At 59.0% G+C, this 19,625-nt stretch carries 13 protein-coding genes and 4 pseudogenes; 14 read left to right on the forward strand and 3 right to left on the reverse strand.

What is annotated here, in order from left to right:
- Position 1 precedes the first annotated feature (1 nt).
- The 6 genes and pseudogenes from J4G43_RS07580 (at position 2) to J4G43_RS07605 (ending at position 9,072) form a co-directional block, all read left to right on the forward strand.
- On the forward strand, positions 2-2,035 hold the full coding sequence (locus J4G43_RS07580) for a trypsin-like serine peptidase (RefSeq protein ID WP_208084408.1): 2,034 nt from the start codon (positions 2-4) through the stop codon (positions 2,033-2,035).
- Positions 2,032-5,235, forward strand: a complete 3,204-nt coding sequence (locus J4G43_RS07585) for an ATP-binding protein (RefSeq protein WP_208084409.1) — start codon at positions 2,032-2,034, stop codon at positions 5,233-5,235. The genes J4G43_RS07580 and J4G43_RS07585 overlap by 4 nt, the downstream gene beginning before the upstream one ends.
- A 301-nt stretch (positions 5,236-5,536) precedes the next feature.
- On the forward strand, positions 5,537-6,472 hold the full coding sequence (locus J4G43_RS07590; RefSeq protein WP_249814823.1) for a DUF2272 domain-containing protein: 936 nt from the start codon (positions 5,537-5,539) through the stop codon (positions 6,470-6,472).
- Positions 6,473-6,683: 211 nt separating this feature from the next.
- Positions 6,684-6,975: pseudogene (locus J4G43_RS56505) on the forward strand (transposase family protein); the annotation flags it as partial.
- A gap of 208 nt (positions 6,976-7,183) precedes the next feature.
- Positions 7,184-7,624: a hypothetical protein gene (locus tag J4G43_RS07600; RefSeq protein ID WP_155258294.1), complete on the forward strand. Its 441-nt coding sequence runs from the start codon at positions 7,184-7,186 to the stop codon at positions 7,622-7,624.
- Between the two features lie 77 nt (positions 7,625-7,701).
- Entirely contained in the window at positions 7,702-9,072 is a 1,371-nt protein-coding gene (locus tag J4G43_RS07605; RefSeq protein WP_208084410.1) for a site-specific DNA-methyltransferase, read from the forward strand.
- 160 nt (positions 9,073-9,232) lie between these two features.
- On the opposite strand, the pseudogene J4G43_RS07610 reads toward J4G43_RS07605, so the two are convergent.
- A pseudogene (locus J4G43_RS07610) lies at positions 9,233-10,788 on the reverse strand (ISL3 family transposase).
- Positions 10,789-10,963: 175 nt separating this feature from the next.
- Between J4G43_RS07610 and J4G43_RS07615 the strand changes: the two are divergent.
- From J4G43_RS07615 to J4G43_RS55885, 5 genes and pseudogenes are all read left to right on the forward strand, one after another.
- Positions 10,964-12,001, forward strand: a complete 1,038-nt coding sequence (locus tag J4G43_RS07615) for an IS110 family RNA-guided transposase (protein ID WP_208084411.1) — start codon at positions 10,964-10,966, stop codon at positions 11,999-12,001.
- Between the two features lie 489 nt (positions 12,002-12,490).
- A complete protein-coding gene (locus J4G43_RS07620) occupies positions 12,491-12,763 on the forward strand; it encodes a type II toxin-antitoxin system RelE/ParE family toxin (RefSeq protein ID WP_028154511.1) in 273 nt (90 codons plus the stop codon).
- A 60-nt stretch (positions 12,764-12,823) separates the two neighbouring features.
- On the forward strand, positions 12,824-13,132 hold the full coding sequence (locus J4G43_RS07625) for a HigA family addiction module antitoxin (protein ID WP_028154512.1): 309 nt from the start codon (positions 12,824-12,826) through the stop codon (positions 13,130-13,132).
- A 619-nt stretch (positions 13,133-13,751) separates the two neighbouring features.
- Positions 13,752-14,036, forward strand: a complete 285-nt coding sequence (locus J4G43_RS07630; protein ID WP_028154514.1) for a DUF3892 domain-containing protein — start codon at positions 13,752-13,754, stop codon at positions 14,034-14,036.
- A gap of 676 nt (positions 14,037-14,712) precedes the next feature.
- Positions 14,713-14,803: pseudogene (locus J4G43_RS55885) on the forward strand (IS5/IS1182 family transposase); the annotation flags it as partial.
- On the opposite strand, the gene J4G43_RS07635 reads toward J4G43_RS55885, so the two are convergent.
- Complete coding sequence (locus J4G43_RS07635) at positions 14,760-15,023, reverse strand: hypothetical protein (protein WP_049808116.1); 264 nt, start codon at positions 15,021-15,023, stop codon at positions 14,760-14,762. The pseudogene J4G43_RS55885 and the gene J4G43_RS07635 overlap by 44 nt on opposite strands.
- A gap of 337 nt (positions 15,024-15,360) precedes the next feature.
- Positions 15,361-15,522, reverse strand: coding sequence for a hypothetical protein (locus J4G43_RS07640; protein WP_225004716.1), 162 nt, complete (start codon positions 15,520-15,522; stop codon positions 15,361-15,363).
- Between the two features lie 657 nt (positions 15,523-16,179).
- On the opposite strand from J4G43_RS07640, the gene J4G43_RS07645 reads away from it, so the two are divergent.
- The 3 genes and pseudogenes from J4G43_RS07645 to J4G43_RS07655 all read left to right on the forward strand — a co-directional run bounded on the left by J4G43_RS07645 (position 16,180) and on the right by J4G43_RS07655 (position 19,615).
- Positions 16,180-16,464 (forward strand): DUF3892 domain-containing protein, encoded by a 285-nt coding sequence (locus tag J4G43_RS07645; RefSeq protein ID WP_028154648.1) that lies wholly within the window; start codon positions 16,180-16,182, stop codon positions 16,462-16,464.
- Positions 16,465-16,533: 69 nt separating this feature from the next.
- Positions 16,534-17,809: pseudogene (locus J4G43_RS07650) on the forward strand (ISL3 family transposase); the annotation flags it as partial.
- A gap of 114 nt (positions 17,810-17,923) precedes the next feature.
- Positions 17,924-19,615: an integrase catalytic domain-containing protein gene (locus tag J4G43_RS07655; protein ID WP_225004718.1), complete on the forward strand. Its 1,692-nt coding sequence runs from the start codon at positions 17,924-17,926 to the stop codon at positions 19,613-19,615.
- The last annotated feature ends 10 nt before the right edge of the window (positions 19,616-19,625 follow it).

The following is a 19,625-nucleotide window of genomic DNA, read 5'->3' on the forward strand; positions in this document are numbered from 1 at the left end:
AATGGCGAATTCTTCCACGAACCGTATCAAGCCTGCCGCCCTCGCGTCTCGAGTAAAGGCAACGCGGAGCTTCTTTAGGCAATGTTACGACCAAGTCGCCGAAACGCGCGGCGCCTTGCTTTTTTATCCACTGGCACAGCGTCGGCAGAGGAGGCAGCCTCTGCAAGCGGGTCCCGAACAGGACGCTGCGGACTTCCAGGCAGCATTTGAGGAAGCACAAAAGTATGGCTTCCTTGAACTTCTAATTGAGACCAGCGGCGACCGAATCCTGCATACGTCGCAAAAACGCAAAAATAAGCCGGTTCCGGCCAAGGCAATCATTCCTGCACTTGCGGCGCGAAATCCGATTAGCCGGCAAATGATTGTCGCCACCTTTCAGAAGGTGATGTCCGATCGGAAATTTCAGAAGCCGGACGAAGTAACGAGCGGCCTGATGCGAGCCCAGCGCAGTACATGCAAGATCCGCGTGGGCGAGGACGAGGGAGAGGGGGAAGCAGGAACCGGATTTTTGATCGGGCCAAGATTGGTCCTGACCTGCTGGCACGTCGTTCAGTCGTTACTTGATCCGGCACCGAGCGGCTTGCCGCTGGACCATCCCGGCAAGGAGAAGCAAGGATCTCGAGCCAAATTGCGTGTCGAGTTCGATTTCTTATCGCGTGTTGCGCCGGACGGCAGCGATGCATCGTGTGGCGTCACTGAGAACTGGCTCGTCGCCGGGAGTCGTGCGGCTCCACCTGAGCATCGGATAGATCAAGGCCAACACAAACGGCTTGCCTGGCCGACAGAGCAGCAGGATCTGAAGCAGTATCTGGATTTTGCGGTTATCGAGCTTGATGCGTATGCAGGTCTGGATCGGATCTACTACGACATCACTTCAACGCCGGTGAAAGAGCCCACAGGAAGCGTGATCGTTCTTCAGCATCCTGCTGACTTTCCGATGCGTATGACATCGGGCACATTTGACGTTTCCCAAGTCGTGAAGACTGATTTTGCCGCCGTGGCGGGCAGTCCGTTTCGGGTGCTGCACGACGCCAGCACGATCGCCGGCTCGTCGGGAGGATTGTGTCTCAATTACGAAATGGAGCCGGTCGCTATACACCAAGCGGGTCTGGAGACGATCGTGATGGCCAACGGTGAGGCGTCACGCGAAAGCAAAGTCAACGTCTCGATCCCCCTCTCTGTGATCGTTGCTCGCGCGGGCGGAGCTATCAGGGATCGCATAGGCGATTTCAAGTCGAGCCGGTGTCGGCTATCGAATGGCCGAGCTCTGATTGGGCGAATTCCTCTACAAGAAGCTGTAGCGTCAGCTCGCGCTGGACTCAGCAAGATACTGGTCGTGCAGATTGGATACGATCGGCAAAACAATCCGCCTCGGCAAATCGGAAAGACTTTTTCGACTGAAATCCTGATGGACTCTCTCAACTTCTCAGTCGATCAAGTCGCGCGCGTGGGTGCCGAGAAAGTAAAAGAGAGTGCGTACAGTACCGCAATTTCGATGCTGGAAGCTGTCTCCACCGGTCTTTCATCAAAGCTTCCGACCGAGAAGCAACTTGCTGATGAAAGTCAATCGACGGATCTGAATGATAGGATCAAGAAACTTGCCAGCAAAGTTGGCGATATCCTCGATCAAGCTGCAACCCGTCGGAAGCTCTGGATCGTGATTGATGAGCTGGACAAGCATCCACTGACGGAAGGCTCTACGCGCTCGTTCTTCGATGCGTTGTATCCAGAAATTGCAGCGCGTCAAAATCTGAGGCTGGTTCTCATCGGGCTGTCTGACCCCGATATGCCGGCCCTTCAGAAGGTCGATCCAAAAAAAGTTGATGAATTGAAGGACCATCTTGGCAAGCTGGATATCAAGAACTGGGTCGCAAACAGGCTCCAAGGAGCAGTCTCCGACGAAGCGTTAACGAGCTTTGCTAACATCGCCGTGGCGCTCGCCGAGCGTGACGAAAAGCCTGCGCGCAGTGCCGCTGTCGGCCGCATCATCAACGAGTTTTTCGAGCCGTCGTTTCCGCGGAGGCCAGTCGCATGACCGGAGACGAAGCTTCATTAGGCCAGGGACGCATCGATCTCGTAAGGGCGCGAGCCGCGATCACTGGTGCATTCGATCCATTTGACCTGCTTGACCGGAATCTGGATGAGAAAACAGAAGCGAGCCTCCTGAATGCGCTCGCGAGCGATATCGACGAAGTGGTTGTCGGAACAAAGACGCTTTGGCGCTTGTCAGCGCATGCGAGGCACCGAGAGTTGCCACGCGCAATGGCGAGAGGCGATTTTTCAAAATTGCTTAAAGACGCGAAACCCCAGCCTGAGGATCTGTTTGCGCTGCATCTGATCAGGTTGCTGAAGGGGCCGCGTCCGCCCAGTTACGACAGATTTAGTCCTCCTGAATTGCTTAATATTGCCGTCGCGCAGGATTTCGTCAATCACGCGAAAGGCGCACCGGCTCCTGCGGGGACCGAGGATCCAAGATGGGTCCTCGGCCGCATAGACGAAAAGCAACGTCTCGACCATGTCGCTCCGAGATTGGTAGGTCGCAAGTCGCAACTCACCGCGCTACGAAAGTACGCGATGGCGGGTGAGATTGTAATGCCGCTGATTAAACTAGCCGAGCCGACAGTCGAATCAGGCAAGCTGCCCTGGCTAAGGCCCGTGCTTGTGACAGGCATCGGAGGCAGCGGTAAGTCGGCCCTCATCGCGGAGACCGTTAAATCTCTTCGGAGGGATGATTGGAGTGGTCCAATTACGGTTCTCCTTGACTTCGACGAGACTAACCTTTCGTTCGGCCTCGAGCGGGAGTGGACCGCCGAACTTACGCGGCAAATTGGACGAGCGCGCGCCGATCTCGATGGTCAGATGGATACATTGCGGCGCGAAATGGCGCGTGAAGCCCGGCGTCCAGATAGCGAACTGAAGGCGATAGACAGTGCGATGCTGGGTCTCGCCAAGGTTGTTTCTGAAAAGAGGAGGCAGCATCATCTCGTAATTGTCGTCGATACGTTTGAGGAAGTTCTAGTTCAATGTGCCATGAGGCGGCCGCAGGACGTCACTGTACAAGAACACGATGAAATGCTCGAGCTTACTCCATTCGGGCTGCTTCTTGGTTGGATCGATTCGATCAAATCGCTCACCGGACCAAATGGGAGGCCGGCGTTTGAGAGCGTACGGGTCATTGTAGCTGGCCGCGCAGCGCCTTTCCCGGACGAGCAAGAGCGGCTTGCCACTTGGTTCGGCGCAAAGATGGAAATCGAGGGCTTTTCATCAAGTGAGGCGGCCGAATTCCTCCGAGATCGACGGCGCGACGCCAAGGTCTTGTCGAATAGGCGGATTGAGAGAATAGCGGCTGTCGCTGGGGTCACATGGTACCCGCTACTTCTCTTGATCCTAATCCTCTACGCGCGCGGTCGATCGGGCGAAGAAATTGATGATCTTATTGCTGATTTTGGACGATCGGATCTCTATCGCTCCAAGTTTGCGATCTCCGTGCTCTACTCGCGCTTCCTTGACCGCATCAAGGATCACAAAATTGTTGCTGAGGGCGGGGAGACCAGGGAAGTCAAGGCCAGCGAGATAAAGAGCCTCGCTCATCCGGGGGTGGCGCTGCGCAGCGTCACTCCCACGCTTATCCGCGAGGTCTTGGCTGCGCCTTGCGGACTCGGGCCAATTAGCGGCGAGAAGGCTCGAGATCTATTTTCGGCGCTGGCAAAGGAAGTGTGGCTCGTTGAGTACGTGGGGCCTGACGAAGTGCGCCACGTGAAGAATCTGCGCAGAGTCATGCTGCCTATGCTTCGCGGCGACGGCACGAGAGAAGGGGGTGGCCGCAGTTTAAAGGAGATTGTTGCCGTCGTTCATGCTCGCGCCGCAGAGTGGTTTTCAGGGCAAGATTCAAACGATCCACGTAATCGGCAGATGGAGGCCTACTATCGTGCTTTTCTTGGGCAAACAGAGATGCTCGAGAATGACACAACATTGCGTCAACAGGTTGCCCTTCTCGCTGGTGAGGATGCGCACGCGATGCCGATCGAGGCCGCTTCTCTTCTGGTGCAGGGCAATCTCTCGGAAGACGAGAAGGCTGCTCTACCCGATCCGCTGCGCAAGAAGGTCAGGAGCGACATCAGAGCGAGAAAGGCAAGATCCGGCGTGGTTCACGCCTCACGGGTCCGTGTCCTTAAAGAAGACTACGATGATGAGGAGAAGATCGGTAGCTCGGCGCCGCCCACGCGCAGGCATTTGTCCAGAGTCCTTCAGGATCGTGACCTCGAATCGCGCGTAGGAGACTTATTCAATCAGGCAGACTTTTTCGGAGTACAGCGTCTCACTCGGTCAAAGCTGTTGAATATTAGCGCCGAGGATCTGGATCCCAAACCAGCCGGATGGCTTACCGGACATTGGATATGGAAGTGGGCGCTGGCAAATCTTGCCGTAGATCGTTCTCATGACGTCGTCGCGACATGGATGCTAGACGACCTGAGGGTATTTCGTCGCTACGGCGGGATGATACTCGCTGCGGTGGCGACCGTGGCAACCGGTGGGCAGGAGTGGGCAAGTCGAGGGCGCGTGCGTCGGCTAGACGTTGTGCGGGAGCGACTCGAACCTGACATCATGCGTATGATGGCGCTCGGCTTGACAATACTGCCCAAGGCGGCGGATCTGCCGACGGTTTACAGCCAGATCCTGCGCGGGGATAGCAACGCGCACGAGGGGCGTCCCCCGATACCCGTTAATCCTGCGATCGCGAGGCGACTTGCGGCTCTCCGTCGAAGCAAGCAAATCAATTATTTGCAGTTGGATGAGGTTATCAGCGCGCGCGAATCCGTCCGAATCGAGTTCCACGGTGACGATCAGGAGATGCGATGGCTAGTGCGTGGGCGCACTCACGAACTCTATGCGCCTGCTCGCGCAGCGTTGATCGATGCAGCAAAGTACGAACCCGGAAATTTTCGATCAGGGCTGGAGTATGTGAAGTCTCGTGCACCGCTCTGGCCAGTTGAATTGGAGCCGTCACGTTTGATTATTGAGCTGCAGAAGACACGACAAGCCGATTTCCTCCTTCAGCGGCTCATTGAGATATTGGACGCCGCTGGCTTGCTGGGGAAAATACTCGAAACGCTGGACTCAAGTTCGGCCCTTGAACGCGTCCACGGTGTTGCGCGATTGTTCTCCCTTTACGATGAATTGCTTTTGCACGGCGCGATTAGTGATGAGCCGGATGGGCGGAGGAAGAAGAAATGAAGTTGGACTTGTCCATTAGACCATTGCTGGCTGATCTTGAATATCTTCTGCCGCCAGACGCAACTCTCGAGAGTACTGGTTCGCTGGAGGCGGTCCGCCGGCCAAGGCGTTCACTACCAGAGCGATTTACGGGCCGTCAGGGCTTCAGCAGCGATTTCCTGGGCTTCGACGTCCCGCTCCCCGTTCCGCTTGGCCTGCGCAAAAGCGATGTGCTGAAGATCGACGGTGTTGAGGGTATCCGACCAACACTTTTCCAGACACTATTCAGGGCGTCATCAATCAGAAGTCCCAATTTTCTGCAATCAACGATCTCGGCACATGGGAGCGCCTGCCCAAGGCTCCAGACGCGCATTTTCAGATGGTGCTTGATTACATCCAGGGGCGCGCACAGGGCGGGAAAAGCGAGATCAAGGGCGCCACTCATTTCTTTAACCCGGATACGTCCGATCCAAGCTGGGGTGCGCCGATCAGGAAAAATCCAACTGCCCGCTTCGGCAGACCGCGGAATTCCCATATCCACGGCTTTCCGGACGGTTTTCATCCTCCCGAGGGCTATGCGATCCAGCTCGGCAAGCACTCATCGGTGTTTACAGGGGATGGGCAACCTCGGGGGCAGCTCATCAGTCCGGACAAGTCCGTTCCGTCGATTATCGCCGCCGCCAGCAAGGAATGGCAATTCTGGGGACAATCGACGCCGGGCCGCATTGCGCACTCGGACAACGAACAGGATTTTGCCATGTACGTCCGGGACAGGTATTGCAGCCCCCTGGGCGCTAGCCCTTCGCTGGCTGACATCGAGAATGATAAGTACGCGTGGTCGGCCGTTGCTATATCCTACTTCCTCCGGCAGGCCGGTTTGTCGAGTTCCGAATTCACGTTTTCGCAGCGCCATTCCACCTACATCCGCGAAGCCGTCAAGGCCCGCAATGACCGGGATAGGAGCAAAGCTTTCTGGGGATTCCGGCTCAGTGAGTCCGATGCTGTCGTGGCACCAGGCGACATTATTGGGCGGGCGCGTGAAGGAAGCATGAGCTTCGATCAGGCGCAGGCTCTTTTTGACAAGCACGAGGACTATGAAAGTCACAGCGATGTCGTCGTTGCCGTGAGAGCCGGCGTGGCTGAATTGATCGGTGGCAACGTCTCGGATTCGGTGACGAAGCGGACGATTGCCTTGGACCGCCGCGGCAAAGTCTCGGACAAGAGGTCGCTTGCATTTGTGGTGATGAAGAAGAACTGACGCTGCATCCTAGCCTGCTGCCAGCCGTCTTTCTTGCACGGGCCATAACACCGGCAGCGCGCACCGGCTGTTGTGCGGCGTGGGGTCCCGACGCCGATCGGCATCATAAGTCGGTGCTCCACATGACATTGGAGGGGTCATGCTTCGAGTCTGACTCATTTCTGATGAAGTTTGCCGGGCGACTGTGGTTCTCAAACGGAGAATCAGCGCCATGCGGACGGGCTTTCAAATCTCATCGCTCGTACCGAGTGGTTTGGTGTTTGATGGTGTAAGTGACTCAATGGATTCGCTTATTCTGGCGGTTAGGTCGGAAGCTGCGGAGGCTCGGTGCCCTTTGTGCGCAACAGCGTCGAGCCGCATCCATAGCCGGTACGTCCGGCATGTTGCCGATTTGCCATCAGCGGGCAGAAAGGTGCGCCTCCGGTTGCTGACGCGGCGCTTCACATGCGAGGCGCCGCATTGCCGCCGACGGATCTTCGCGGAGCGGTTCGGAGAAGACGCGGAATTCTGCTTGTCCCAGCAAGTGCCAACGCACGTGATCCGACGACTTACGTTAATCATAAAGTCGAGGAAATGTGCAAGGCGGCCAAGGGTATCGACACCCCGCTGGGCAAGGCCGTATTGGCCTTCCATAAGCGCTGGGGCTAGTCATTCGCCGGTGCGGATCGCCGCTTCAGTTAACTTAGGTCCGTATTGGCCGAGATGTCCTTGATGCCCTCACGTCAAAATCTTTATGACCTCTATGGGTCGACAAGCCTGCTGAACCTCGAGAGGCGCATTGCCGAGGGCAAAATTCCGACCGCTGAGGAACTCGCCGCAGTGCTGGAGGCTAATTCCGCGGAGCCACTGCCGGCATGGTTTTCGGCATTGGTCGTCAAAAGCCTGCGCGGTGAGCTAAAGAAGCGCGGTCGTCCACCAAAGGATGACGCACTTTTCAGCATCCGATTCCAACTCGCCCGGGCGAAATATCGCCAGTATCTGACGTGGCTGCAAAAGCGTGAGCGCGCTGTCGGCCTGAAAGGATGGCCTGCAGTTCGCGATCAAAAGTGGTGGACAGGCCCGCCCCACGAACGTGCGGCCCGAATGGCCTCTGCGCGCTGGCTTCGCCACATGGACTGGAGAGCTTTTTTGAATCGCGTCTCGTCTTCATAATAATTCAGTTGATTTATCGTGAATGATTGCTGCGGTTGCCGGCCCTAAGACCTCCTCATTTCCCAAAGGAGGTTACAGTGTCCCTATCAGAATCAAACCAACCCACCCTCTCGATCGTCTATCAGCCGGTAAGCTCGCTCAAACCGCGCGCCACCAATCCTCGAACTCACTCGAAGAAGCAGATCAGCCAAATCGCCAGCGCTATCCGTCGATTTGGCTTTACCAACCCCGTGCTGGTCGATGACGCTAACGGGATCGTGGCCGGGCACGGCCGGGTCGAAGCCGCGAAAGCCGTTGGCCTCGACCAGGTTCCGACCGTGCGTCTGTCCGCGATGAGCGAAGCCGAGATTCGCGCCTATGTGATCGCCGATAACCGCCTGGCCGAAAATGCGGGCTGGGATCGTGAACTACTGGCGCTTGAGCTAAAGTACCTTACCGACCTCGATATCGATTTCGACGTTACCCTTACCGGCTTCGAGCTGCCGGAGATCGATGTGCTGATTGGCGAGCTGTCGCTGGCAGACGATAATGATCCGGCCGATGCAGTGGTGGAGGTCGCAGCCGGGGCGCCTGTTACTCGGCTGGGCGATATTTGGCGTATCGGCGGCCACCGGCTGATTTGCGGCGATTCGACCCGATCCGAGACCTATCAGGCCTTACTTGGCGAGCAGCGCGCCCAGCTCGTGTTCACCGATCCGCCTTATAACGTGCCCATTTCCGGGCACGTTGGCGGCCTTGGCGCGGTCCAGCACCGCGAATTCGCCATGGCATCGGGTGAGATGTCGTCGGCCGAATTTACAGCGTTCCTGCGGACCGTATTTGGCCATCTTGCGACCTACTCTACTGACGGATCGGTTCATTTTCAGTGCATGGACTGGCGCCATCTCCGGGAAATGTTAGCCGCCGGTAGTGCCGCATACACCGACCTGAAGAATCTCTGCGTCTGGGTCAAGAACAACGGCGGCATGGGTTCGCTGTACCGGTCGCAGCATGAACTTGTGTTCGTTTTCAAGTCGGGCACCGCGCCCCACGTTAACAATGTGGAGCTCGGCAAGCACGGCCGATATCGCACAAACGTCTGGAGCTATGCTGGCGTTAACAGCTTTGGCGGCGACCGTGATGATCTGAGCCTGCATCCGACGGTCAAGCCGATGGCGATGGTTGCCGATGCTATCCGGGATTGCTCGCATCGGAAGGCCATCGTCCTGGACGCCTTTATCGGCTCCGGCACGACGCTAATCGCGGCTGAGAAGACCGGACGCCGGCGCTATGGCATCGAGATAGATCCGGCCTATTGCGACGTCACGATTCGCAGGCTGCTCGCTGTATGCGGTTTGGACGCTGTTCTGGAAGCCAGTGGACAGAACTTTGCCGAGGTCGATGCCGAGAGGGCGCCTGCAGCCCCGGCGCTCGTAGAAGCCGCGCCGAGGTTGGAGGGCCCAGCATGAAAGGTCAATCGGCCCGAGTTGTAGGTCCCCGCCCCCGCCAATCGCGGCTGTTAATCCGCGTGGGGTCTCGACGCCGATCGGCACGACAACTCTTTGATTCTTTTGACATTGGAGGGGTCATGCTTCGGCTCTGACGCATATTCGATGATCATGTTTGTTTTTATGGCGCGCCAATCAGCCTAGCCTGAAGGAGATCGAGCTTAGCGCGCCCGTACATCTGCCGTTTGACCAGCTTGAGTTTGGTGATCTGAGCTTCCACTTGGCCATTGGACCATGGTTGCGTGATAGCCGCGTGCACCGCGCCCTTATCTTTGGCTCTTTGGCGATGCCATTCGCAAACGAGCCAATGAGGCTCCGCTTGGATTCATCTATCCAAGGTTCGAGCTCGATCTCGGCCCTCTTTCGGATCATCGCGTGGAAGCGGCCAACGAGAGCGTGGGCATCGGCCAGCATAGGAACGCTTTGCGGCAACCGTTACGGTCTCGGCCTTGCTTAGGTGGTCGCGCTTTGTCGTCAGCAGCTGCGCTATCGTCCTGGCGGCGGGGACCTTCTGCAATTGTTGACGGCTGATAGTCTCGGCGCGCCGCCGTCGCGTGGCCCATTCCGCCACCACCCGCAGCGATCCCTTAAAGCCTTGCCCCCTCAAACGGCGCCAGAGTTCGGCGCCGTTGCGACAGCCGCCTGACCACTGCGCGTCCAGGAACGGCAGGTACCCATCCAGAGTGCTTTGACGGCTGCGGAACATATCCGTACCGCCGCCGCGGCTAATTTGGCGAACCAGATTGCGACTATGTCCTGTGCGGCGGACGATCTCCTTGAGCGGCACACCGTCGCTGACAAGAGCCGCAATTGCGGCATGGCTGTCCTGGCGCCGCAGATAGCCCTGATAGCGAAGCTTTTCCGCGCAGGTCAGCAGTTTAGGATCGATCGTCGTCGCCCCGATTGCGGTTCGGATTTGGCTCATGGAGCGGCGCACCGCATCAAGGAAGGCCGCGCTCGCGTTTCCATCAGATGCCAGCGGTCGGCGACCTGGATGGCGTTCGGGAGCGCCTTGGCTGCTGCCTCGCCATATCCACCACCGCGATCTCGCGACACAATGTTGATGCCCGGGTGCTTCGACAGCCACGCCTGAACGGTCGCCGTTTCCCGGTCGGGCAGCAAGGCAACGATCCGCCGACGCTCCAAATCGCACACGATGGTGCCGTACCGACGGTTTCTCCGGAACGCCCAGTCATCGATACCCACAACAAGCAATGGATCCGTCGGTATCGCCGTCCGCCGGCGGACCACCCGCAGCAAGGTATCGTTGCTGACAGGCAGCATGAGCCGCTTGGCGAAGCTTGCTGCCGGCCGGCCGCCGAGCGCCAACCCCAGGTGATGGACGATGTGTTCGAGCCGTGCCGTCCGACGCCGTCGAAGCGGAACGACGTCTTCTCCGAACCGCTCCGCGAAGATCCGTCGGCGGCAATGCGGCGCCTCGCATGTGAAGCGCCGCGTCAGCAACCGGAGGCGCACCTTTCTGCCCGCTGATGGCAAATCGGCAACATGCCGGACGTACCGGCTATGGATGCGGCTCGACGCTGTTGCGCACAAAGGGCACCGAGCCTCCGCAGCTTCCGACCTAACCGCCAGAATAAGCGAATCCATTGAGTCACTTACACCATCAAACACCAAACCACTCGGTACGAGCGATGAGATTTGAAAGCCCGTCCGCATGGCGCTGATTCTCCGTTTGAGAACCACAGTCGCCCGGCAAACTTCATCAGAAATGAGTCAGATGGGGTATTCGGCCTGTTGCTGAGCCCCGCGTTAGCAGGGTGCTGCGCTTCAGGTTGATGATAAACGTGGTCTGTTTTCGAACAGCCACAAGCATCAGACGGAGAAGCGCAGCATGAAACATTACGCTGGACTGGACGTGTCGGTCAAAGAGACGTCCCTGTGCATTGTCGACGAAACGGGCCGCATTTGCCGGGAAGCGAAGTTGGTGAGTCACCCGGACGATCTTCTTGCTGCACTCAACGATCCGATTTGGCGGTTTGATCGGATTGGGCTCGAGGCTGGACCGCTGTCGCAATGGCTGTTCAGCGGGCTGGCGGAGGCTGGCCTGCCGGTAATCTGCATCGAGACGCGACATGCCAAGGCGTTCCTCAAGGCGCAGGTGAACAAGAGCGACCGCAATGATGCGCGTGGCATTGCGCAGATGATGCGCGTCGGCTTGTTCCGGCCTGTCCACGTCAAGACCCTGATCAGCCAAAAGCGACGGGTCCTGCTTGCCGGTCGCAAGCTGCTTCAGGAGAAGGCCATTGCCATCGAGAATGACATTCGTGGGCTGTTACGCAACTTCGGCTTGAAGGTCGGAATTGTGGGGGTGATCGGCTTTGAACAACGTATCCACGAACTCGTCGGCGGTCAGCCGGAGCTGGCCGAACTCATGGAACCGCTTCTCGTCGCCCGACGCGTTTTACGCGAACAGTTCACACAACTGCATCGCAAAGTGCTTCTACTTGCCCGGGAAAGCGAGGTCTGTCGTCGGTTGATGACGATCCCTGGTGTCGGCCCCGTCACGTCGCTGGCCTTTATCAGCACGATCGACGTTCCCGCCCGCTTCAAGAGTTCGAAAGCCGTCGGGCCGTCCCTTGGATTGACGCCAGTTCTCAACCAGTCCGGCGAAAGCCACCGCATCGGCCGGATTTCGCTGTGCGGTGATGAAACCATGCGAGCGCTACTCTATGAGGCCGCACAGGTCATGCTGACGCGGGTGCAGAAATGGTCCTGGCTCAAGGCGTGGGCCATGCAGATCGCCAAACGACGCGGGCAGCAGAAGGCGATCGTCGCTTTGGCGCGGCGGCTCGCCGTCATCATGCACCGCATGTGGAGCGACGGAACGGAATTCCGCTGGACACGGGAGGCCACGCCCGCGGCACAATAGTGCGACGCGCGGTCCACGCACCCGTTGTTTAGCGGGAGGAGGTCCCTCGCGGGACGATGGACGAGATGAGTTCGCTTTGGGCTCTTGTACGGTCGCGTCCTTGCGATCAGCACGCGAGTCAGATTGTTCCGTCTCGTTCTACTGATCCCATGCTGGGAGAGCCATACGGCTGATCCCGAAGAGAAGCACGGCCCCGCGAGCGGTACCGAACCCAAGGAGGCGCCCAATCAAGCCCTTGACTAAATCCGGCCGAATAGAGAAGGGCCCGAAGGGGCTATTCCGGAATTGGCTGCGCAGCCGCCAAGAACCAACGTGCACGCAAGCGCTATCGCAATCCGCATGTGCTTTCCCCAGCATCACAGCGCGGCGTCCAAATCGCGGGGGCCCCGCCATAGCCCGCAAAACTGCAAGAGCCTCTCGTGTATCTTCGCGGAACAATTCTGTCAACAAGTTGTTGACAGGTGTCGCTAGGCCGCTTACATCGAACTCATGATCAAGTCGTTCCGGAACAAAGGCCTTGACAAACTCTGGTCTACCGGAGCGTCCAAGATTGATAGGAGAATGCACGAACGCATCGGGCGCCGTCTCGATACGCTCAACGAAGCCATCGAGACTTCCGAACTGAACCTGCCGGGCTACAATTTCCACAAGCTGGCCGGAAAGCCCGCGCGCTACACGATCCACATCAACGGCCCGTGGTGCATCACATTCGAATTTGAAGGAGGCGATGCATCTAACGTTGACTTTGAACAGTACCACTGAATCCACAATACCGAATGAGCGAATATGGAGCCCCAAGGGCTCCGACATTGGAGAGCATCAATGGCACAGCAGAGAGCTAAGCGCGACCCTAACCGCTGCCCGTCTCATCCTGGCGCCGTCCTTGATGACATTCTGCAGGACATCAGGAAGTCCAAGACCGAGATTGCAGAAGCGCTGGGCATTTCCCGGCAGCATCTGCACGATATCCTCGCGGAGAAGAAGCCGGTTAGTCCGAATGTGGCGGCCCGGATTGGAAAGCTGGTCGGCAACGGCCCGGCCATCTGGCTTCGTTTGCAGGCAGCCTACGATGCGTGGCACGCCGAACGCGAAGTTGATGTCAGCGAGATCAAGACGCTAGAACCGGCCTAGGGCGACGAGCCCGGACGATGAAATCCGGCGGCCGTTAACGCACTACGGAACGCGCTGCCACTCGGACAGGTCTTCCGGAATGCCCATCTTCGTGGGGTCGCCAGCCGACGGCCAATGGCATATCCCGTTCGCTAGTTCGCCTGCGGCTACAATCGGTGAGATGTATTGGCCTAACACCTGACCGTCAAACAAGAGCGCGCAGCCACCCGGGACGCTAACGATCTCAGCTAACCCCGCGCGTGTTTCGTACGTCCACTTCATAACTTAGCTACTCCGGTGACCGGAAGCAGCGCGAGCGCGACTCGGCGTCGGAATGCGTAACCGCCGCTGTCCCTGCCACACCCGCGCTGCCCAGTGAAGTTAGCAGCGACGTGACTCGGCGCTCGGCGGGGGGGGGCGCTGAAGCGCTGTCCCTGCCATGCGCCACCAACTTCGGCGGCCAGCCTTGCAATAACACGCTGACCGCCCTTCCCGCGGGTGCCAGGCTAGCCCGCGGGGCGCCGCCAAGTTGTATCGGCGAGAAGCCTCCCAGGCACCTACCAGGATTGGTTGGGCTGCCTGGGCCGCCACTGAACGCTAAACTGGTCACCCAGCCCTTGCATACGAAGGAGAGAGCCCTGTGGCTAAACTCGCACGCGTTCGGTGCATCAATAAGACCGACAGGATGAATCCCCACGAGAGGATTGAAAGTGCCGGAGGTGAATATTCAAACGGAAGTCAATGGAAGCAGTCTGTCGTTCAGACGATCAGAGACATCGAAAGCGGCGAATGGGAGTTCTATGTCGAAGAAGACCGACTCATGGCTGGCGTGGTCGTGGCCGAACACAACGGGCGCAAGTACATCAAGACGACGGCGGACGGCGTTCAGCCAGACAATCTTCTTTCACTGGCTGAGTGTCCGTGATCCCCACTAGCGAAGGCCTCCACAGCGAAGACCTCCACCTTATCGGGCTGAAGGCGAAGAGGGAAATGAGATGAAGATAGCGGTTGGACTTCTCGCGCTTTTGTTCGTATCAAGCGCGTTCGCTCAGACCCCACCGAAAGTGAGCAAAAAGCCAGCAGTACAGGCAAAGCCGCACGCGCCGATGGGTTGCAAACTAGTCGGCACCGTCAGGGGCACCAAGATTTGGGCTGGCGACTGTGCAGCTACACCGGAAACCGGCGCCGCTCCTGCTGGAGAACCCGAGTCGCCTACAGCTGCTCCCACCGACAAGCAATAGCCCCCGCGCGGTCAAGGCGCCCCTTGCCGCACTGTGGACTGAAATTTATCCCTGGATAATAGCCGGCTTCGGCGGATTCATCGGTTGCGCACTGCTGCTGCCAACGAAGCTCGGTGAAGCCGTGATTCAGTTCAGAACCAACAAGCTCCTCGCCTTCCCAAAGGGCTAACGCTTCCATTGATCAATCGGTTGCGAGACCGGACCGTGGCCCACAAGCCGCACCGGCTGGCCCCCTGCTCGACTCGCTCGCACCTATCGCCATGACCAAGGCAGAGAACAGAGCGGCCGCGATCGCGAGTTCGTTGATGTCGCCCCATGCGGGCGGCGGCGCCGGCGCATTCAGGGATCTTCTCAAAAAGCTACAGCCCGCATCTCCACCGGCGCTCGCAACCAGGTCGAGCGGTACTTCAACAGGGTCGAACAATGTCGTCGGGTGGCGACGCGCTATGACACTTCCTTGAAAGCAGCGACTGACGCGCTTTCTCCGCGGAAACAGCGAGAGCCCGAGACAACTCAAGCGCCTGCTCCACTGTCACTTGGAAGTGAACGCCGACAATGCTTGCAATGACGAGCGTGATTTCGTCGTCCATCTGCTCAACACAGATCGCCGCCGATTCATTTAGTTCGATCTCAGCAATACGTCCGATGAGATCATCCGGTTCATTCGTCATGGCTACACTCCATCCGGCGATTGGGCTCGCGACTGGCATAGGGTCCGCTCGACAGCGATTCAAGCCCAGAGAACACGAACTGGTCAACTACAAGAATTTGTAGTCGCACACCTACCGCAGTGACCGGCATGATTGCGGACCGTCGCAGCGGAGGCCGCAGGCGCAATTTCGGAGGGGGATGTGCCTGCGGCCTAGGGGGGAACTGATGAGCGAAAGCTTTAGGGTTGGTTTCGCGATAGCCATCACGGCAGCCATAGCCATCACGGCAGCCATAGTCACAGGGGCGTTTTTTGCTATCCGTTTTTTGATTTGATTTTACGGATAGGGTCTCACCGCCCTACTTCCAGCCGAACCGATCACAAATGGAGGCGATGATTTTGTCGATCGCTATCGCGATGTTCTCATCAGCATATTTTCTGGCCAGGGCGGCAAGTGCGACTATCTGAATCGGAAAAATGCAGATGACGGCCACAAATCCTAAGTGGGGAAATGTGGCCAAATCAATTATCGTGATGAACGCGCATATCCAGTAGAATCGTTCCTCGCGGCGCTCGTCGGCCTGCCCACCCTGTGAGGCACCGCGCGTTGCGTCACACTGCCCGCGGGATGATCCTCAGTCTCAGTGACAGCGCGGGCGCGCCGCGCTGGCGAAAGTCTCACAGGCATCCCACCCGAACCGGTTGGCACACACGCGGCTCTCCTAGAAGAGCGCGTATGCGTCCAGCGATCTTCCGCGCCTCCTTCGGCCCGAGGTTGGGTTTCAAGCTGTCGAGTATGCCTAGCACTGCCTGAGCCTCCTCGGCATTAAACGTCGCGACTTGGCGATCTGCTTGGCTCAAAGACTGATCGGCCGCGCTGGCCTGATTGGCTGCAAACACCGCAAGCGCTTGCGACCGCAGGGACGTGATTTGCTGCTCGAATATGTGCATCCATTGGCCTGTAGCTACCCGGTGGAGATCGCGTCGCAAGCGATGGTGGCCAGCCCGTCCTCGAAGACTGGGGCTGGCCACATTGCCCCTGAGAGGGTCACATTCTCAAGGGGCCCCAGATAATGGCGCAGACAAGTAACCGGGGCACCTACCAGAATCGGCCGGTCCCTCCTCCTCGACCAGTCTCTAAGCTGGTCCAACAGCTTGCACAGATGGGAGACACCCGCATGCCCAAACGCGTGCGCATTCGTTGCATAAACAAGACTGACAGGCGAAACGCACACGAGAGAATCAAGAATGTCGGCGGGGTAAATTCAGACGGAACGCGATGGAAGCTATCCGTTAAGAAGACTATCCGAGATCTCGAAAGCCGCGAGTGGGAGTACTACGTCGAAGAATCTGGCGTCACTGTCGAGGTCATCGTCGCCACAGACGGCCGAAACAAGTACATCAAGACAACAGTGGACGGAATTCAACCGGACAATCTCCTTTCCCTCCCTGAGTGTCCGTGATTGTCGCAGGGATTAATTTCATTGGCGATTGCGGCGGAGCAGTAGTACAATCTTTGAAAAAGAGCGCCTGTCGTTCCGCTTCGACGGCGTCGGACGGCACGGCTCGAACACATCGTCCATCACCTGGGGTTGGCGCTCGGCGGCCGGCCGGCAGCAAGCTTCGCCAAGCGGCTCATGCTGCCTGTCAGCAACGATACCTTGCTGCGGGTGGTCCGCCGGCGGACGGCGATACCGACGGATCCATTGCTTGTTGTGGGTATCGATGACTGGGCGTTCCGGAGAAACCGTCGGTACGGCACCATCGTGTGCGATTTGGAGCGTCGGCGGATCGTTGCCTTGCTGCCCGACCGGGAAACGGCGACCGTTCAGGCGTGGCTGTCGAAGCACCCGGGCATCAACATTGTGTCGCGAGATCGCGGTGGTGGATATGGCGAGGCAGCAGCCAAGGCGCTCCCGAACGCCATCCAGGTCGCCGACCGCTGGCATCTGATGGAAACGCGAGCGCGGCCTTCCTTGATGCGGTGCGCCGCTCCATGAGCCAAATCCGAACCGCAATCGGGGCGACGACGATCGATCCTAAACTGCTGACCTGCGCGGAAAAGCTTCGCTATCAGGGCTATCTGCGGCGCCAGGACAGCCATGCCGCAATTGCGGCTCTTGTCAGCGACGGTGTGCCGCTCAAGGAGATCGTCCGCCGCACAGGACATAGTCGCAATCTGGTTCGCCAAATTAGCCGCGGCGGCGGTACGGATATGTTCCGCAGCCGTCAAAGCACTCTGGATGGGTACCTGCCGTTCCTGGACGCGCAGTGGTCAGGCGGCTGTCGCAACGGCGCCGAACTCTGGCGCCGTTTGAGGGGGCAAGGCTTTAAGGGATCGCTGCGGGTGGTGGCGGAATGGGCCACGCGACGGCGGCGCGCCGAGACTATCAGCCGTCAACAATTGCAGAAGGTCCCCGCCGCCAGGACGATAGCGCAGCTGCTGACGACAAAGCGCGACCACCTAAGCAAGGCCGAGACCGTAACGGTTGCCGCTATTGAACAAAGCGTTCCTATGCTGGCCGATGCCCACGCTCTCGTTGGCCGCTTCCACGCGATGATCCGAAAGAGGGCCGAGATCGAGCTCGAACCTTGGATAGATGAATCCAAGCGGAGCCTCATTGGCTCGTTTGCGAATGGCATCGCCAAAGAGCCAAAGATAAGGGCGCGGTGCACGCGGCTATCACGCAACCATGGTCCAATGGCCAAGTGGAAGCTCAGATCACCAAACTCAAGCTGGTCAAACGGCAGATGTACGGGCGCGCTAAGCTCGATCTCCTTCAGGCTAGGCTGATTGGCGCGCCATAAAAACAAACATGATCATCGAATATGCGTCAGAGCGCATTGCCTCACCCAGAATGTTACTGGACAACTTCTCGCCGATGATTGGGTCGGTGCCATCGAATTGGTTCGGTGGCGTCTATGGCGGGAAAGATCAGCATGGGCGCGCGGCGCGAGGTGGTGTCGGTGGTAACGGAGCGTTACCGATCGGCCAAACGAGCGGAGAAGGGACGGATCCTCGACGAGCTGTGCGCGACGACTGGCTGGCATCGCAAGCATGCGGTGCGCGCGCTCAGGCGACGCGAGGCGGTTGGACCGGGCGAGGTCGAGGCAACAAGAAAGCGAAGACGCAGATATGGCGCGACGATCAAGGACGCGCTGACTGCGCTGTGGGAGGCGTCGGATCGGGTGTGCGGCAAGCGGCTCAAGGTGATGATCCCGACCTTGCTGCCTGCCCTTGAGCGACATGGCCGATTGCAGCTTGGCCAGTCGGACCGTGACCGTGTTCTGGCTATCAGCGCCGCCACCATCGATCGCCTGCTCGTCGATGTGAAGATCGCGGCGAGCGGCGGCAGGCGGCGCCGTGCCGGGTTCCATTCGGCAATCCGGCGCGAGGTCCCGATCCGCACCTTCAATGACTGGAACAGCCCGCCGCCGGGCTTCTGCGAGGTCGACATGGTAGCCCATGGCGGCACGTCGGTGGCTGGCTCGTTCATCCAGACCCTGACGATGGTCGATATCGCCACGGGCTGGACGGAGTGCCTGCCGTTGCTGACGCGGGATGGCTCGCTGGTTGCCGAGGCGATCAACCGCGCACAGAGCCTGTTCCCCTGGCTCTTGCGCGGCGTGGACTTCGACAACGACAGCGCCTTCATGAACGATGTCGTCGTGCCATGGTGTCGCCAACAGAAGCTCGAGGTGACGCGCTCGCGTGCCTATAAGAAGAACGATCAGGCGTTCGTCGAGCAGAAGAATGGTGCCGTCGTCCGCCGCCTCATGGGCTATGGCCGCTTCGATGGCGTCGAGACGGCGCGTATGATGGGCCGCCTTTATGCTGCGGCACGGCTCTACGTCAACTTCTTCCAGCCGTCGTTCAAGCTGAAGGAGAAGCGTCGCGAAGGGGCTAAAGTGATCAAGCGTTATCATGCTCCGTTGACGCCCTATCAGCGCGCGCTGGCCCATCCCAAGGTGACCGCGGCTGTAAAGCGGCGGCTACGCGATCAGTATCGCTCGCTCGATCCGGTCGCGCTGTTGGCCGAGATTCGCGCAACGCAGGACGAACTCGGCAATCGCGTCGATCGTCGTGCCGGACAGGCGCGCTGCCTGCAACGCGCTTGCACGAGCACCGCGCCGGCGACCGCGGCGACGTTTGCGAAGACGCTCGGCAAGACGGTGACGGCCGGCGAGCCGCGTGCCACGCACCGGCGAAGCCGTCGGCCCTATAAGACCAGGGTTCGCATGCCGTCCAAGCTCGACCCGCATCTTGCTGCGATCGAAGTCTGGCTCGCAGAGCAGCCGCAGCCGCAGCTGACTGCACTCGCCATCGTCGGCCGGCTGAGCGAGAAACACCCCGAGGAGTTCGGGACGAGACAGCATTCGATCGTGCAGCGTCTGCTGAGGGCGCTTAGACGGAGGGCTGCCGAGCAGTTGGTCGCGGAGGAGTCGCTCGGCGACGCCACCACCGCTGCCCCATTGTCCGGGGTTGTGGACGGCTCGGGCTATGTAGGGCCCGACCCGCCCACAGCCCCTCCCACCGAGCAAGCTTGGAAAGCAACCTGGCGCGGCCAATCAGTCGACATCGCATCGACCGCTGCAACGGCGCCATCAGGGTAACATTCGCAGA

It is taken from the genome of Bradyrhizobium barranii subsp. barranii, assembly GCF_017565645.3.
Classification (GTDB): Bacteria; Pseudomonadota; Alphaproteobacteria; order Rhizobiales; family Xanthobacteraceae; genus Bradyrhizobium; species Bradyrhizobium barranii.